12 protein-coding genes and 1 pseudogene are annotated in these 16,214 nt (G+C 71.2%); 6 read left to right on the top strand and 7 right to left on the bottom strand.

What is annotated here, in order from left to right:
* Positions 1-664 precede the first annotated feature (664 nt).
* From J7E94_RS28645 to J7E94_RS28630, 4 genes and pseudogenes are all read right to left on the bottom strand, one after another.
* The gene (locus J7E94_RS28645; protein ID WP_215019701.1) at positions 665-925 is read right to left on the bottom strand and encodes a hypothetical protein; all 261 of its coding nucleotides are present in this window, start codon (positions 923-925) and stop codon (positions 665-667) included.
* A gap of 207 nt (positions 926-1,132) precedes the next feature.
* Positions 1,133-1,513: a hypothetical protein gene (locus J7E94_RS35030; RefSeq protein ID WP_251057360.1), complete on the bottom strand. Its 381-nt coding sequence runs from the start codon at positions 1,511-1,513 to the stop codon at positions 1,133-1,135.
* Positions 1,514-1,543: 30 nt separating this feature from the next.
* Positions 1,544-1,618, bottom strand: a pseudogene (locus J7E94_RS36085) (hypothetical protein); the annotation flags it as partial.
* 62 nt (positions 1,619-1,680) lie between these two features.
* Entirely contained in the window at positions 1,681-2,193 is a 513-nt protein-coding gene (locus J7E94_RS28630) for a DinB family protein (protein ID WP_215019700.1), read from the bottom strand.
* An 825-nt stretch (positions 2,194-3,018) separates the two neighbouring features.
* On the opposite strand from J7E94_RS28630, the gene J7E94_RS28625 reads away from it, so the two are divergent.
* Positions 3,019-3,558: a metallophosphoesterase gene (locus J7E94_RS28625; protein ID WP_215019699.1), complete on the top strand. Its 540-nt coding sequence runs from the start codon at positions 3,019-3,021 to the stop codon at positions 3,556-3,558.
* A 149-nt stretch (positions 3,559-3,707) separates the two neighbouring features.
* On the opposite strand, the gene J7E94_RS28620 is transcribed toward J7E94_RS28625, so the two are convergent.
* Both J7E94_RS28620 and J7E94_RS28615 read right to left on the bottom strand, forming a co-directional pair.
* Entirely contained in the window at positions 3,708-5,279 is a 1,572-nt protein-coding gene (locus tag J7E94_RS28620; RefSeq protein ID WP_215019705.1) for a M4 family metallopeptidase, read from the bottom strand.
* Between the two features lie 751 nt (positions 5,280-6,030).
* Complete coding sequence (locus tag J7E94_RS28615) at positions 6,031-7,071, bottom strand: vWA domain-containing protein (RefSeq protein ID WP_215019698.1); 1,041 nt, start codon at positions 7,069-7,071, stop codon at positions 6,031-6,033.
* A gap of 332 nt (positions 7,072-7,403) precedes the next feature.
* On the opposite strand from J7E94_RS28615, the gene J7E94_RS28610 reads away from it, so the two are divergent.
* The 5 genes from J7E94_RS28610 (at position 7,404) to J7E94_RS28590 (ending at position 14,717) form a co-directional block, all read left to right on the top strand.
* Complete coding sequence (locus J7E94_RS28610; RefSeq protein WP_215019697.1) at positions 7,404-8,888, top strand: aldehyde dehydrogenase family protein; 1,485 nt, start codon at positions 7,404-7,406, stop codon at positions 8,886-8,888.
* Between the two features lie 14 nt (positions 8,889-8,902).
* Positions 8,903-10,468, top strand: a complete 1,566-nt coding sequence (locus tag J7E94_RS28605) for a GMC family oxidoreductase (protein WP_215019696.1) — start codon at positions 8,903-8,905, stop codon at positions 10,466-10,468.
* Positions 10,465-11,634 (top strand): glycine betaine/L-proline ABC transporter ATP-binding protein, encoded by a 1,170-nt coding sequence (locus tag J7E94_RS28600; RefSeq protein WP_215019695.1) that lies wholly within the window; start codon positions 10,465-10,467, stop codon positions 11,632-11,634. The genes J7E94_RS28605 and J7E94_RS28600 overlap by 4 nt, the downstream gene beginning before the upstream one ends.
* Positions 11,635-11,680: 46 nt before the next feature.
* Positions 11,681-13,717 (top strand): ABC transporter permease subunit, encoded by a 2,037-nt coding sequence (locus J7E94_RS28595; RefSeq protein ID WP_215019694.1) that lies wholly within the window; start codon positions 11,681-11,683, stop codon positions 13,715-13,717.
* 118 nt (positions 13,718-13,835) lie between these two features.
* On the top strand, positions 13,836-14,717 hold the full coding sequence (locus J7E94_RS28590; RefSeq protein ID WP_251057366.1) for an ABC transporter substrate-binding protein: 882 nt from the start codon (positions 13,836-13,838) through the stop codon (positions 14,715-14,717).
* Between the two features lie 41 nt (positions 14,718-14,758).
* Here the strand turns inward: J7E94_RS28590 and J7E94_RS28585 are convergent, their stop codons facing one another.
* On the bottom strand, positions 14,759-16,063 hold the full coding sequence (locus J7E94_RS28585) for a PP2C family protein-serine/threonine phosphatase (protein ID WP_215019693.1): 1,305 nt from the start codon (positions 16,061-16,063) through the stop codon (positions 14,759-14,761).
* Positions 16,064-16,214 lie beyond the last annotated feature (151 nt).

Raw genomic sequence — 16,214 nt, 5'->3', positions numbered from 1 at the left:
GCCTATCGGCAGGTAGGGCTCGATCAACTTCCACTGCTCATCGGTCAGTTGCCTGCGCGTCACGATCGTCTTCCTACTGGATTCGCCCTCAAGACGGATCCGAATCAGCAAGATTGATCACGACATCACACAAGCCCTAGGGGCGGAGACCAACGCCGACCGGGACGTCGACCACGGCGGGGTGGGAGGGTGGCCCGTGGCGCCGTGCCGCGCCGCCCGTACGGCGCCGCCCGCGCCACGCCCCTCGGTTCCGGGTGACCTGTGACGGGTCGCAGTTCATGGTTCGAAGGTCTTCGTTGTCGGTTCTCAGTACGTCTTGAGGTCGATGGCGTTGGCCGCCTGCTGGATGGGCTCCAGGACAGGGCCGCTGATTGTGATCTCCGGCCACATTCCCCTGGACGCCCCAGGCCGGTTCGCCAGGGCCGCCGGGGACGTGACCGCTCAGCTCCGCCAGGTCTTCCGGAACATCGCCACCGCCCTCAACGCCACCCGGGCGACTGGCGGCACGTCATCAAGCAGACCGTCTACCTGGCGTTTTGATCTTGAGGGTTGTTGGTCGAACAGGATTCTCCACGGGGTGACTTCGGCGGATGCCGCGCATGAGAACAGGTCCTCTTGGCAGCTCGAAGGGCGTTTACGCCAACCAGCTGTCCAGGAGGCCCCGTTAGAGGGTCATGCCGACCGAGGCGATCGCTGCCGGGACGGCCGCGGGCAGCCGGCCCGGCAGGCGGTGTCCCCAAGGGCGGACCAGCGCGAGGGAGAGCACCGCGCTGAGCACCGCCGCGCCGCCCCTCACCCAGTAGCCGATGGCGGGTTCGCGCGTGCAGTGCGGGACGCCCGCGAAGTCGCCGGGGAACGCGGCGCCGATCCCGGCGCCCCACCGGAAGTGCGGCGCCGCGTACCCCAGGACTGCGACTGCGGCCACGTATCCGGGCCCAGCGGCCGAGCTGCCCTGCCGTGCGCCGGGCCGCCGCCACCGAGGCCGAGGCCCCGAGGCAGCAGGCCCTCGCCGTAGCCCCTGTACGGAGCCGGCCTGCCCCCGCGAGCTCCCCGTCTGCCTCGCGCACCACCTATCCGTGCAGCTCAGGTCCTCTCGGCTCTCCCGCATCACTCCGAGGCACACCTGCCATGGTCACTCGGCGGGTCGTCGTCCCAGACGTTGTGGCGTCACCCCGATGACAAGGCGGATCACCTCGCGGCGGCAAGCCCCCACCGACCGCTGCTCCGTCCTCGCCCAGCCGAGCACCAAAGGGTGACAACCGCCGACCGCCGCCACGGCGACCGGCGCGTACCCGACCTCGGAGGCGGGCCAGACACCCAGCGGCAGGCCCAGCAGCGACGGTACGCCGGACATGATTCCCATCAGGGCCAGCCCCTCGCCGCGCCGCTCGGCGGGAATGAGGGAGGCCGTCAGGGCGCCGCCCGCCACGACCGTGAGCGCGAACCCGAGCCCGCGCAGGAAGCACACCGCCAGGACCCAGGCGGCGGGGCGCGCGGCGAGCCAGGCGGTCACCGTGTCCGCGGTGCGGTCGGGCAGGAGATCGACGGGCCGTCGCGTTTCGACGCCGGTGAGGACGGTGCCGTAGGTGCCTCCCTTGCGGAACGCGAACGTGTCAATCCCCAGTACCGTGACCTGCCCGGTCGGCGTTACGGGTCATGGCGCATGTGTAGAAGTGGCCGTCATGGACTTTCCGCCAGAGCCAGTTGGCGACGGATGTCGAGCAGGTGATGGCGCAGCTCGTGCAGGGTGTGCACGGCGAGCCAGCTCAGGGAGCGTTCCGCACGTTCGGGGTAGGTGTATACCAGTGTGCGCTCCCAGTCGGAGGGGGACAGCAGGTCGAGAGCATCGGTGAACAGGAGTGTCGCGTCCTGGAGTTGGCGCGCGACATCGGCGGGCTTCTGCTGGGCGTATCCGTCGTGCTCGACCCGTTCGTCGCGCCCCATGGACTCGGCAACCGGCGTATCACGCCGTCGTGCGGCCAGCATCCGCTCCCGCTGGACGAGCAGCACATCGCGCATGTGACAGGCGTACTCGAGAGGTGACCACACCTGCGGCACAGAGCGCTGCCGCAGCACCGAGGGTTCGGCGCACAGCAGGTCCGCGTATTCGCGCGCGTGGCCCTTGGCGAGCACCGAGACCCTGGGAGCCAGGGCGAGGTCGTACTCGAAACCGCATTCCGCACAAGCCGTCATGCATTCACGTTAACAACCGTCCGTGCGAGCAAGGCCTCTCTGCGTCCGGACCCGGCTTGAGTTCCGCAACCGACCGAGCAGGGGCGGGGAACTTTCAACTGGCGCACCGAGGCGTGGACGAGGCACATCTCGGTGACATTCGCGGCCGGCGATCCGTCCGTCATCGCGCCCTTCTTGTCCAGGCCAGCGCACACCCCACGCGTGAAGGGGGCGCACTTGCGGTGGGCACCGCCGGCGAGCAATGGCCCTGGGGAACGGGCCCGCCGTGCCGGTTCTTCGGAGGCCCGGGAGTCGGGGGGACGGCTCCCGGGCCGAAGGGTGTCGCCGGCCGCTGGGGGAGCGGTGTGTATGCCGGTGCGACGTCTGGTGGAACGATTCACCGGCCCGTACGTCACGGTCCGTCGGCGCCGACTGCTGGCCACTCCCCGCATGGCCGGGACATGGTGGACGTGGACATGGGCGCGGCTGGAGAGGCGGGCGGCACGGCGAGGAGCAGGAGAAGCGTTGGGTGGCGCAGGGATACCACGAGCCGCACGCGTCTCCGGCGCGCCCGAGGCATATGGCCGGTGGGAGAGGCGACCCGTCCGTGCTGCCGCGTCCATGGTGGGAGCCGCTATTCATGCGGGGCTTGATCACCGACTTCAAGCGCGTTGCGCTGGCTGCTGCCCTGTCCCTGGCCGCTCTCATCCCGGATGTGACCCTGCCCATGCCGCGGAAGTCCGTCTCCTGGACCGAATCGCCGCCCTGCCGGTCGCGGAGGAGATCCGTGCTGGCCAAGACCGTGGCCGCCTGTGCCACGGACCGGGGACCGCCTAGCCTGAAGTCATGCGGCTGCTGCTCACCTCCGATACGCACCTGCCCACCCGCGCGAAGCGGCTTCCGGACGAGCTCGTGCGACATATGGAACGCGCCGACCTGGTGATCCACGCCGGGGACTGGATCGACGAGGACGCCTACCGGCTCGTGGAAGCGCACGCGCCCGCCCTCCTCGGCGTGCGGGGCAACAACGACAGCCCCTGGTTGTGCGAGCTGCTGCCCGAGGTGGCCCGCGTTGAGCTGGAAGGCGTACGCGTGGGCGTCGTGCACGAGACCGGACCGGCCCACGGTCGTGAACGCCGCTGCGAGCTGCGCTTCCCCGACCTGGACGTACTCGTCTTCGGCCACAGCCACATCCCCTGGGACAGCACCGCGCCCGGCGGCCTGCGGCTGTTGAACCCCGGCTCGCCGACCGACCGGCGAAGGCAGCCGTTCTGCACGTTCATGACGGCCCTCGCGACCGACGGCCGCCTGGACGACGTCCGGATCCACCGCATTCCGCGTCCGGACCGGCAGGAGCGAGCCGCAGGGGAATGCCTCCGTCGGTGAACTGACTGCTCCTTCCAGCGGGCGGACCAGGGGAAGATGCCTGCGACGAGGAGGCCGGCCCAAGACGCGGCCACCTGTCCGGCACGGCGAAGCCGCGCCCCCCCAACGTTTGCGGGAGACGCGGCTTCGGCGGTTGCGGTGCGGGGGCGTCAGTTGACGTTGACAGCCTTCCAGGCTGCCGCCACCTGCTGGTACTCCGTACCGGACGTGCCGTACAGGTCGGCCGTCGCCTGGAGGGTCGCGGTGCGAGCGCCCGCGTAGTCGGTGGTCGAGGTCATGTAGGTGGAGAGCGCCTTGTACCAGATCTTGTATGCCTTGACCCGCCCGATGCCCGTGATGGTGGAGCCGTCGTAGGTCGGGGAGTTGTAGGACACGCCGTTGATCGTCTTCGCGCCGCTGCCCTCGGACAGCAGGTAGAAGAAGTGGTTCGCGACGCCCGAGGAGTTGTGGACATCGAGCCGGCCCACGGTCTTCGACCAGTAGTCGGCGGAGGCTCCGTCCTTGCTCGGCTTGTCCATGTAGCGCAGCGGGGTGCCGTTGCCGCGGATGTCGATCTTCTCGCCGATGAGGTAGTCGCCGGTGTCGGTGGAGTTGTTCGCGAAGAACTCCACCGAGGTGCCGAAGATGTCGCTGGTGGCCTCGTTGAGGCCGCCGGACTCGCGGCTGTAGTTCAGCTTGGCGGTGGCGGCGGTCAGGCCGTGGCTCATCTCGTGGCCGGCGACGTCCAGCGAGGTCAGCGGCTTGAGGTTGTTGGCGCCGTCGCCGTAGGTCATGCAGAAGCAGCTGTCGGACCAGAAGGCGTTGACGTAAGCGTTGCCGTAGTGCACCCGGGAGTACGCGGCCTTGCCGTCGCCGGCGATGCCGTTGCGGCCGAGCTCGGCCTGGTAGAAGTCCCAGGTCACGGCGGCGCCGTAGTGGGCGTCGACGGCGGCGGTCTGCCGGTTCGACGGCGACCCGTCGCCCCACTTGTCGTCGGCGTCGGTGAAGAGGCCGCCGGTGCCGTTGGTGCCGCCGTTCAGGTCGTAGGTCTTGTGGCTGCCGCGGCCCGTGTCGGTCAGGCTGTACGTCGACCCGCTCAGGGCGGTACCGAGCGTAACGGTGCCGGAGTACTCACTGGTGCCGGTGCCGGTGTCGATGGCCTCGTACGAGTACAGCTCGGCGCCGGTGGCGGCGTCGGTGATGACGTGCCGCTCGCTGGGGGTGCCGTCGTGCTGGGTGCCGGTGATGACGGCCTCGTAGGCGAAGACCGGCGTGCCGGTCGCGGCCCAGACCACCTGGCGGGCGCCGGCGGGCGCCGCCTTCAGGGAGCGGGCGGAGGCCGGGGCTATGCGGGCCTCCGTGCCCTTGGTGGTCTTGCGGCTGCCGTCCTTCTTCTGGTGGACGACCAGGTCGCCGCCGAGAACCGGCAGGCCCTGGTAGGTGCGCTCGTAGCGCGTGTGGACCGTCCCGTCCGCGTCCTTGATCACGTCGCGGGCGACGAGGCGCTCCTCGCCGCCGAGGCCGATGGCGCGTGCGGTACCGGTCGCTTCGGTCTGCGCGGCGGCGATCGCCTGGGCGCGCGCGGCGGTCGACAGCTGGACGGCGGTGGCTCCGTCCTCGCGCTCGGCCGCCGCGTTGGCGGAACCGCTCTGGACGGCCAGCGCGACCATCGCCGCGGACGCGACGAGTGCGGCGGTGCGCAGCACGCGGGTCCGGCTGCGGGAGGTGGGGGATGAGGACATGTGGTGGGTCACTCGCTCTCCTTCGATGCCGTGGGGGCGGGAGCGAGATTGCCAGGAAGGAGAGGGTGATTGACAGGTATGCAACAAGAATTTGACCATCTGTTGTCCGGAGAGAGGACTTCAATGTCCGCTCAACGGTCAAAAACAGGCCATTCCGCTTCAGGGCTGGGGCAGTTGGGCTACGGGCCGCCGACGGCCGCAGACGACACCGAAGCCTCCGAGTCACCGGACGGGGACCAAGCGCCGCGCATCATCCGGGCCTTGAACGCGGCGCGCACCGCCTCCGCTGCGCGCCCTTGCCGTTCATGGCCCCGCCGGTCGTGGGATGGCGTCGAGAACGTCGCGGCTGCTCCTCCCCGAGGGGAACATCGCTGTTCGGCCAAGTGCCGGGCCGCGTCGGGGCGCAGACCACCGTGCCGCACTGTCGTCGGGCACGCATTTGCTCGGCCGGGCACGCCGACGGCCCGAGCTCCGGGCGGAGCTCAGGCCGTCGGGTGCGCGCGGGGGCCATGTGCGGGGCCGCGCCGGATGAGCCGGCGGAGCCCGCGTGCCGGACCCTCCGGCTGTGCGGGACCGGCAGGGGTGGCGGTGTGGGTTCCGCCGGGGCCGTCGCCGGCGCTGGGGAGATCGGCGCGAAGGCGGCGGCGGTCTCGGCAACGAACGCTCGCGCCGCGCCCGCGGCCGCCGACTCTGTTGCTGCTGCGGCGCCGGGACGACGAAGCCTCCTGTACCCGACGGGGTTGCCCAGGCGTCAGATCATGAGCAGGAGCCGCGTGTGCGGTACGAGCTTCCGGTTCACGCTGGTGCTCTGCACGAAGATCGTGAAGTCGTCATTGTGGTCCGGCTTGACGCGGGCTTCCGTGTTCGGCAGGCCGAGCAGGGTTCGGGCCTCCGGCCCCGTGTACACCCGGTCGGTCTTCTTCTCCAGCACCGCAATCTGCTTTTGCGCCTGGACCTTCTCCGGCTTACTCAGCTGATAAAACGCACAACCGGTACGGTAAGTGTGTCCGCATTCGACGACCCAGTCCCGGATCGCCGCATCGCGAGCCACCGGAATCAGCTGGTAATCCGACGGATTCACCGGGGTGAGACCAGCTGCCTTGATGGTGTCCTTGTTGACCGCTTCCGCACCCGTGGAGAATACCGCCCGCGATCCCCGGATGCCCTGGGCGCGGCCGGCCATGAAGTTCTCGGTGGCCTGCCGGATGACCTGCCCGGCTTCCTCCAGACCCTGTGTGCTCGTGGCGTCCCAGACGGCGATGTTGTCCTTGGGGAAACCGCACTGCATGGCCTCGCGCTTGCCCATCTGGTCCGGCACGAGGACGGCCAGCGTCCAGTTGTCCTGTTGCGTCTCGATCATCTTGGCCACGGCCTGCACCAGTTCACGCGGATCCCTGGAAGGGGCATCCGGGCAGCGATGACTTGCGTTCTCCTGCCCGTCGGTCAGTACGAACGTCAGGAAGCTGTGGTCGCCGTACAGCTGAGCGGTCTGCGCCAGCTCCCCCTGCGACTTCAGCGTGGCTGCCAGCAGAGCCGTCATTCCACCGGCCCGGTACAGCTGCTTCAGGGACGGCATCCGCAGCACGTCCTTGTCGTAGATGGCGCACTCCACCTTGTCTGCGAAGACGTACACGGTGACGCGGGTTTCCTGGTCCAGTTCCTGCGATCGGCGGGCCAGATATGCAATCTGCTGGTCGGCGACTTCGACGACCTTGCGGCTCAGGTGCGACATGGACGAACTGGCATCCAATACAAGAGCAACGTGATTGATGTAGTTCTGGTTTCCGGTCATGACCGCTCCCCCTCTTTCCGACTTGATGCTCTTACCTTCTCACCCACCACTGACAATCGATCTTGGCTCCCGGACTGGATGACGAGCCCACTCCACCAGGCGCGCGGCCGAACCGCCGCGCGAGGCCGCGACGCCCCACGGGAAGGCGGTGGACGCCTTCCCGCTGCCCTCGGCCGCCGGTTTGTGACTGGCCCGGTAAGGGCTGCGCCACGAGTGACACCGGTCACGTTGAGTGACGCTGGGGACATGACCTCGGGCGCTTCGGGCAAGCGCGCCCCATTGAGCCATACCGCGGGTCCGCCGCGGTACGGGAACCGGAGGTACAGCGCGTCGTGTCGGAGCAGCAGAGCATTCACACAGCCGGAAGGTGGCGGTCCGCCGCTACCGGGGCCACCAGGGAGATCCTGGACCCGGCCGACGGCACCGTGCTCGCGGTGGTCGCGGAGGGTAGCGCCGCCGATGCGGACGCGGCGGTGGGCGCAGCCCGTGCCGCCTTCGACGGCGGGGAGTGGCCGCAGACCCCGGTGGCCGAGCGCGCCGCCCTGCTGCGCCGTACGGCCGTCCTGCTCCAGCGCGACCGCGAGCGGATCGCCCTCCTGGAGAGCCTGGACGCGGGCAAGACCCTGGAAGAGGGCCGGGTCGACGTGGACTGCGTCATCGACGCCTTCCGCTACTACGCCGACGTCGTCAGCACCGAGAGCGGCGGCCGGGTCGTCGACGCGGGTTCCCCCGACATCCACAGCGTGGTCGTCCACGAGCCGGTCGGGGTCTGCGCCCTGATCACCCCGTGGAACTATCCGCTGCTCCAGGCGAGCTGGAAGGTCGCCCCGGCGCTGGCCGCGGGCAACACCTTCGTGATCAAGCCGAGTGAGATCACCCCGCTGTCCACGATCGTCCTCGTAGAGCTGCTGGCGGAGGCCGGGCTGCCGTCCGGCGTCGCCAATCTGGTGACGGGCGCAGGCGACCCCGTCGGCGCCCGCCTCGCCGCCCACCCCGACGTGGACCTCGTCTCCTTCACCGGCGGCCTGGCCAGCGGAACGAAGGTGGCGCACGCGGCCGCCGACACGGTCAAGAAGGTGGCCCTCGAACTCGGCGGCAAGAACCCCAACGTCGTCTTTGCCGACGCCTGCGCCACCGCGGCGGGCTTCGACACCGCCGTCGACCAGGCTCTCAACGCGGCCTTCATGCACAGCGGCCAAGTCTGCTCGGCCGGCTCCCGGCTGATCATCGAGGAGTCGGTGCGCGCCCGGTTCGTCACCGAGCTCGCCCGCCGCGCCGAGCGGATCCGCCTCGGCCGCGGCACCGACCCAGGCGTCGAGTGCGGCCCGATGGTCTCCGCGGCCCAGCGCGAGCGCACCGAGTCGTACGTCGCCTCCGCTCTCTCCGAGGGCGCCGTACTGCGCGCGGGCGGCGAACGCCCCGAGGGCCCCGGCTTCTTCTACCAGCCGACCGTCCTCGACCGCTGCGACCGCCGGATGCGCGTCGTCCGGGAGGAGGTCTTCGGTCCGGTCCTGACCGTCGAGACGTTCCGTACCGAGGACGAGGCCGTGGCGCTCGCCAACGACACCGAGTACGGGCTCGCCGGCGCCGTGTGGACGGCCGACCAGGGCCGCGCCCGCCGGGTGGCCGGCCGGCTGCGCCACGGCACGGTCTGGATCAACGACTTCCACACCTACCTGCCGCAGGCGGAGTGGGGCGGTTTCGGGAAGTCCGGTGTCGGGCGCGAGCTCGGGCCGTCCGGTCTCGCCGAGTACCGCGAGGCCAAGCACGTCTACCAGAACCTGGCTCCGCGCCCCGTGCGCTGGTTCGCGGGCTGAAAGGAAACATCGTCATGACGACGGACACGCACCGCGGCACACGCGCCACCGAAGAGTCCGCACCGGAATACGACTACGTCATCGTGGGCGGCGGCACCGCCGGATCGGTGATCGCCTCCCGGCTGACCGAGGACCCCGAGGTCACGGTCGCCGTCATCGAGGGCGGCCCGAGCGATGTCGACCGGCCCGACGTGCTGACCCTGCGGCGCTGGATGGGCCTGCTCGGCGGCGAGCTCGACTACGACTACCCCACCACCGAGCAGCCGCGCGGCAACTCGCACATCCGGCACAGCCGCGCCCGCGTCCTGGGCGGCTGCTCCTCGCACAACACGCTCATCGCCTTCAAGCCGCTGCCCTCAGACTGGGACGAGTGGGAGGCCGCGGGCGCCGAGGGCTGGCACGCCGCCGCCATGGACCCGTACTTCGACAAGCTGCTGAACAACATCGTCCCCGTCGGCGAGGCCGACCGGAACGCCATCGCCCGTGACTTCGTGGACGCGGCCGGGCAGGCGCTGGACGTGCCCACCGTCGAGGGCTTCAACCGGAAGCCGTTCCACGAGGGCGCCGGCTTCTTCGACCTCGCCTACCACCCGGAGACCAACAAGCGCTCCTCCGCCTCGGTGGCGTACCTCCACCCGGTCATGGACGAACGGCCGAACCTCAGCCTGCTGCTGGAGACCTGGGCGTACCGCCTGGAGCTGGAGGGCACGCGGGCGCGCGGGCTGCGCGTAACGGCCAAGGACGGCACCCGGTCGCTGATCCGCGCCCGTCGCGAGGTGATCGTGTGCGCGGGGGCAGTCGACACCCCGCGTCTGCTGCTGCACTCCGGCATAGGCCCGCGCGCGGATCTGGAAGCCCTCGGCATACCTCCGGTCCACGACCTGCCGGGCGTCGGCGAGAACCTCCTCGACCACCCCGAGTCGGTGATCGTGTGGGAGACCGACGGCCCCATCCCGGAGAACTCCGCGATGGACAGCGACGCCGGGCTGTTCGTCCGCCGCGACCCCGATTCCCAGGGGCCGGACCTGATGTTCCACTTCTACCAGGTCCCCTTCACCGACAACCCGGAGCGCATCGGCTACGAACGCCCGGCGCACGGAGTGTCGTTGACCCCGAACATCCCCAAGCCCCGCAGCCGGGGCCGGTTGTACCTCACCAGTGCGGACCCCGAGGTGAAGCCCGCCCTCGACTTCCGGTACTTCACGGACGAGGAGGACTACGACGCCCGCACGCTGGTCGACGGCATCCGGATCGCCCGCGAGATCGCCGCGACGCAGCCGCTGGCCGGCTGGCTCAAGCGCGAGGTGTGTCCCGGCCCGGCCGTCACGGGTGACGAGGAACTCAGCGCGTACGCCCGGTCCGTCGCCCACACCGTCTACCACCCGGCGGGCACCTGCCGGATGGGCGCCGCCGACGACAGCGGGGCCGTGGTCGGACCGGACCTGAAGGTCCGGGGCCTGGAGGGGATCCGGATCGCGGACGCGTCGGTCTTCCCCACGATGCCCGCGGTCAATCCGATGATCGGAGTGCTCATGGTCGGCGAGAAAGCCGCCGAGCTGCTGGGAGGCGCTGCCCGATGAACGAGAACGAGAACGTGAACACGAGCGCGAGTACGAGCGCGAGTACGAGTACGAGTACGAGTACGAGCGCGAGTACGGTCGACAGGGCAGCCGCCGGCCGGGAACCCGACACCCGGCCCCCGGTCTTCTCGGTGAACGGCCTGTGGAAGGTCTTCGGCCCGCGCGCCGCCGCCGCCAAGGTGCCCGGCTCCGCGCACGCCGGGCTGTCCGCCGCCGAGCTGCGCGAGCGCACCGGCTGCACCGCCGCCGTCCGCGACGTCAGCTTCGACGTCCGCAAGGGCGAGGTCTTCGTGGTGATGGGCCTGTCCGGCTCCGGCAAGTCCACCCTCGTACGCTGCCTGACCCGGCTGATCGAGCCCACCGCGGGCTCACTCGCCATCGACAGCGAGGACGTCCTGGCCATGGACCAGGGCCGGCTGCGGGAACTGCGGCGCCACCGTGCCGCCATGGTCTTCCAGCACTTCGGCCTGCTGCCGCACCGCACCGTCCTGGACAACGTCGCCTACGGCCTGGAGATCCAGGGCATGGGCCGCGCCGAACGGCGAGCCAAGGCCACCGAGATGATCGCCAAGGTCGGCCTCGACGGTCTGGAGGAGCGCCGCCCCGGCGAGCTGTCGGGCGGTCAGCAGCAGCGCGTCGGCCTCGCCCGCGCCCTCGCCGCCGACCCCGAGGTTCTGCTGTTCGACGAACCGTTCAGCGCCCTCGACCCGCTGATCCGCCGGGAGATGCAGGAGGAGGTGGCCCGCCTGCACCACGAGGAGGGCCGCACCATGGTCTTCATCACGCACGACCTGGCCGAGGCCCTGCGCCTCGGCGACCGGATCGCCCTCATGCGCGACGGCCGGATCGTGCAGCTCGGCACTCCCGAGGAGATCGTCGGCTCCCCGGCCGACGAGTACGTACGGGACTTCGTGCGTGACGTACCGCGCGAACAGGTCCTCACCGTACGCAGCGCCATGCGCCCCGCGTCGGCCGCGGAAGCCGAGCAGGGGCCGGCCCTCGCCCCCGCCACCACCGTCGTCGAGGCCATCGAGGCGGTCGCCCGCAGCGGCGGCCCCGCCCGGGTCGTCGACCAGGGGCGCTGCCTGGGCGTGGTCGACGACGCGGCGCTGCTCGCCGTCGTCGCCGGGATACCCGCCCCCACGGCCGGGGAGGTGGCCGCATGAGCACCCGAACCGGCCGCCCGGCCGCCGGCCCCCGGCGGTGGTCGCGATGACCTCCACCGCCGCACCCGTACGTGAGCCCGCGCGGCCCGAATCCGGCCGGCAGCCGCGCCGCCCCGCCGGCGCCTCCAGCGCCGGGCCGCAGGAGCGCCCCCGCAGAGCCCTGTTCCCCCATCGCGCCGGCCGCCGGGCGCTGCCCCTCGCCGTCGCCGCGGTCGTGCTCGGCACGCTCGGCTTCCTCTTCCCCGGCGCGGGCAGCTGGCCCGGCGCCCTGGCCGTGGACCTGTCGGACCCGCTCGGCCGGGCCGGCGACTGGGTCGTCGACCACCGCGACAGCCACCCCCTCTTCCTGTACTTCTTCGGGCACGTCAGCAACGCCGTCGTGGTGTCGGTGCGCGCCGTGTACGTGCTCCTCCTCGCCGCCGGCTGGACCGGGGTCACCGCCCTGGCCGGGCTCGTCGCCTGGCGGCTCGCCGGTGTCCGGCTCGCGCTGACCTCGATGGCCGCCTTCGCCGTCTGCGGGCTGCTCGGCATGTGGGTGCCGACCATGCAGACCCTCGCCCTGATGGCCGTCGCCGTCGCCGCCTCCGTCGTCGTCGGCGGGCTGCTCGGCCTCGCCGCCGGGCTGTCGCCGCGGACCGAGCGCGCGCTGCGCCCCGTACTGGACACGATGCAGGTCCTGCCCGCCTTCGCGTACCTGCTGCCGATGGTGCTGGTCTTCGGGATCGGCGTGCCCGCCGCCGTCCTCGCCACGGTGGTCTACGCCGCCCCGCCCATGGCCCGTCTGACCGCGCTGGGCCTGCGCGAGGCCGACGCGGGGGTGCTGGAAGCCGCTGCCTCGCTCGGCGCCACCGGGCGCCAGCGGCTGCTGACCGCACGGCTCCCGCTGGCCCGCCGGCAGGTCCTGCTGGGCGTCAACCAGGCCATCATGATGGGCCTCTCCATGGCCGTCATCGCCTCCGTGATCGGCGCGGGCGGCCTCGGCGACCGCGTCTACCAGGCGCTGGCCTCCGTCGACGTCGGCGCGGCGCTCGCCGCCGGAATCCCGATCGTGCTGCTCGCCGTCGTCCTCGACCGGACAGCGGACGCCGCGGGCAGCCGGCTGGGGGCCACCCCGCCCCCCATGGCCGAACAGCACTTCCTGCGCAGCGTGTTCGCGGGCTGGTACGGGCGCCTGCTCTGCCTCCTCGCGGCCGTCGCCGTGGCGGTCGCCGGCCGGATGGCAGGCACCTCCCAGTGGCCCGGATCCTGGACGGTATCCCTCGCGGACCCCGTCAACCGGGCCGTCGACTGGATGACCGACCACCTCTACTCCGGCGTCCCCTTCATCGGCGGCACAGCCGACTGGGCCGCCCGTTTCACCGGCTGGGTCCTGGACCCGATGCGCACGGGCCTCCAGGCGGCGCCCTGGTGGCTCCTCCTGCTGCTGGTCGGCGCCATCGGCGTGCTGGTCGGCACCTGGCGCACCGCCCTGACCGCCGTGCTCGCCCTGGCCGCGATCGGCGTCCTCGGTGTGTGGGAGCCCGCTCTGGACACGCTCTCGCAGGTGCTCGCCGCCGTCGCCGTGACCCTCGTGCTCGGCTTCGCGATCTCCGTCGGCGCCGCCCGCAGCACCCGCGCCGAGCGGTTGCTGCGCCCGGTGCTCGACATCTGCCAGACGATGCCGCAGTTCGTCTACCTCATCCCGGTCGTCGCCCTGTTCGGCGTCGGCCGCGCCCCGGCGGCGGCCGCTGCCGTCGTCTACGCGCTGCCCGCCGTCGTACGGATCACCACACAGGGGCTGCGCGAGGTGAACCCGGCCGCGCTGGAGTCCGCCCGCTCGCTCGGCGCGACCGGGGCCCAGCAGCTGCGCCAGGTCCAACTGCCGCTCGCACGGCCCGCCTTGCTGCTGGCCGTCAACCAGGCCGTGGTCCTGGTCCTCGCCGTCGTCATCATCGGCGGCCTGGTCGGCGGAGGCGCCCTCGGCTACGACGTGGTCCTCGGCCTCGCCCAGGGCGACCTGGCCACCGGCCTCGTGGCCGGCACCGCGATCGTCTGCCTCGGCCTGCTGCTCGACCGCATCACCCAGCCCGCGAAGGAGGCCTGAGATGCCGATGGAACCGATGAAGCGCACAGGGCCCGCGAGAGCGGTGCGCCGCGCCGTCGTCACCGGGTTCGCCGTGGCGACCGCCCTGGCCGTCGTCACCGGCTGCGGAGCCGCCGACATGACCCGCCAGGCCTCCCCGTACGCGGCGGCCCAGGGCGCCCAGACCGTCACGCTCTCCGTGCAGTCGTGGGTCGGCGCGCAGGCCAACACCGCCGTCGCGGGCTACCTGCTCGAACACGAACTCGGCTACCGGGTGGACACCGTCCAGGTCGACGAGGTGCCGGCGTGGGACGCGCTCAGCCAGGGCCGGGTCGACGCGATCCTGGAGGACTGGGGCCACCCGGAGCAGCAGAAGCGCTACGTGGAGGACAAGAAGACCATCGTCAACGGCGGCGAGCTGGGGGTGACCGGCCACATCGGCTGGTTCGTACCGACCTACTTCGCCGAGGCGCATCCGGACGTCACCGACTGGAAGAACCTCGGCAAGTACACCGACCAGCTGCGGACGGCCGAGAGCCGCGGCAGGGGCCAGCTGCTGGACGGCTCCCCGTCGTACGTCACGAACGACAAGGCGCTCGTGAAGAATCTCGGTCTGGACCTCGAAGTGGTCTTCGCCGGCTCGGAGGCCGCGCAGATCACCCAGATCAAGCAGTTCGCCAAGGAGAAGAAGCCCTTCCTGACGTACTGGTACAAGCCCCAGTGGCTCTTCGAGCGGGTTCCGATGACCGAGGTGAAGCTGCCCGAGTACACCGAGGGCTGCGACGCGGACACCGAGAAGGTGGCCTGTGCCTACCCGCACACCCCGCTCCAGAAGTACCTCAACGCGCGCTTCGCCGACGGGGGAGGGAAGGCGGCGGCGTTCCTGAAGAGGTTCCGCTGGAACGCCGAGGAGCAGAACGAGGTCGCCCTGATGATCGCCGAGGAGAAGCTGTCACCGCAGCAGGCGGCGAAGAAGTGGGTCGAGCGGAACGAGGACGTGTGGCGCCCCTGGGTGCGCTGACGCGCCTCGGCCGCCGCCCGGCCACCGGCTGAAGCGGCGGGTCATGTAGAGGATCCCGTCCGGGGAGGGCGGGAGGTTGCAGCCGCGCGGTGCTTGGCGATGTGCGCCCGGTCCCGCTCGGACGGGTGGCTGGTGGCGGGTGGGTGCCATTCGGCGAGGAGGATCGTGGCGTCGTCGGTGAGGCGGCCGTCGTGGTGGTCGAGGATGGTGCGGACCAAGCGGCGCAGGGCCTCGGGAGCGGCGTCCCCCGCGGCGGTGGCGCGGACGATGGTGTCGACGAGGCGGTCCTCGCCGAACAGCTCACCGCCGGCGGAGCGGGCCTCGGTGACGCCGTCGGTGTGGAGGAGAATGCGGTCGCCGGGCTCCAGCTGGGCATGGTGCATCACGCTGGGTGTCCGCGTGCCGTGGGGATTGAGGCCGAGGGGAAGCTGTGCGGAGCGCTGCAGCGACTCGGGGACCACGTGCTGGTGCCGGATGAGCAGGGGTGACGGGTGACCGCAGTTGACCCAGGTCAGAGTGCCGGTCCTGAGGTCGAGGTCGGCGAAGACGGCGGTGAGCAGCCGGTCGGGAAGCCATCGGTTGAGGGCCCCGTCGACGGCTTCGGTGATGTCGGCGAGGCTGCCGCCGGACCGGCGGGTGGAGCGGCAGCCGGCCAGGGCCACGGCCGCACACAGCCCGGAGGCGAGGTCGTGGCCCATCGCGTCGATCACCGACAGGTGCAGGGTGGTGGCGGTCACCGTGTGGTCGAAGGCGTCCCCGCCGATCTCGTAGGCCGGTTCGAGAACGGCACTGGAGGTGACGCAGTGGCTGCCGATCGTGCGCGGCGGCATGAACGCCCACGCGAGCTCGGCCTGCAGGGCCATCGGCCGGGTGCGCACGCTGCGGAGCGCGGTGTCGCTGGTGTCGATCTTCGAGAAGACGAACTGGCCGATGAGTGAGGCCAGGGTCTTGCACTGCTCGAGGGCGGCGGCATCCAGTGCGGGAGCCGTGAGGCGCAGGACGCCCATCCGTTCGATGCCGTCGACCAGGGGCAGCCAGATCACGAGGTCGCCCGAGGACGCCAGGCGCAGGGACTCGGTGCGGTAGGCCCAGCCGGCGAGCGTCCCGTCCATCGCGAGGGCCGGCCTGTCGTCCATGGCCTCTTGCAGGGGAGATGCTCCGTCGGGCAGGGGCGGGGGCAGGGGCATGAGGCGGGTCTGCTGGATGTCGGCCAGGTAGATCACCGCTTCGAGCAGGCCCATGGAGCGCGCGGCTGCGGTGACCAGGGCGGGAAGGTCGTCCAGACCGCACCGGTGCGCGTCGGACAGCAGCCCGGCCAGCAGGCGGCCGAAATCCGCATCGTCCATATGTCCATCCCTCGCCGCCCGCACGGACCAGCACTCTTCTGATGGCCAGACGCGGCCGTACCGCCATTCTTGTGGCGAATTGCAGCCACCGCCTCTGGTGGGCTCCGGCCGAGGGGACAGAGGCGCCCGACTGCCGCCGCCGGCTCGCGGT

Source organism: Streptomyces sp. ISL-94 (assembly GCF_018614075.1).
In the GTDB taxonomy this organism is placed as follows: domain Bacteria; phylum Actinomycetota; class Actinomycetes; order Streptomycetales; family Streptomycetaceae; genus Streptomyces.
Note: the sequence above shows the minus strand (reverse complement) of the source record. Positions and strands in the feature narration are given on the sequence as shown.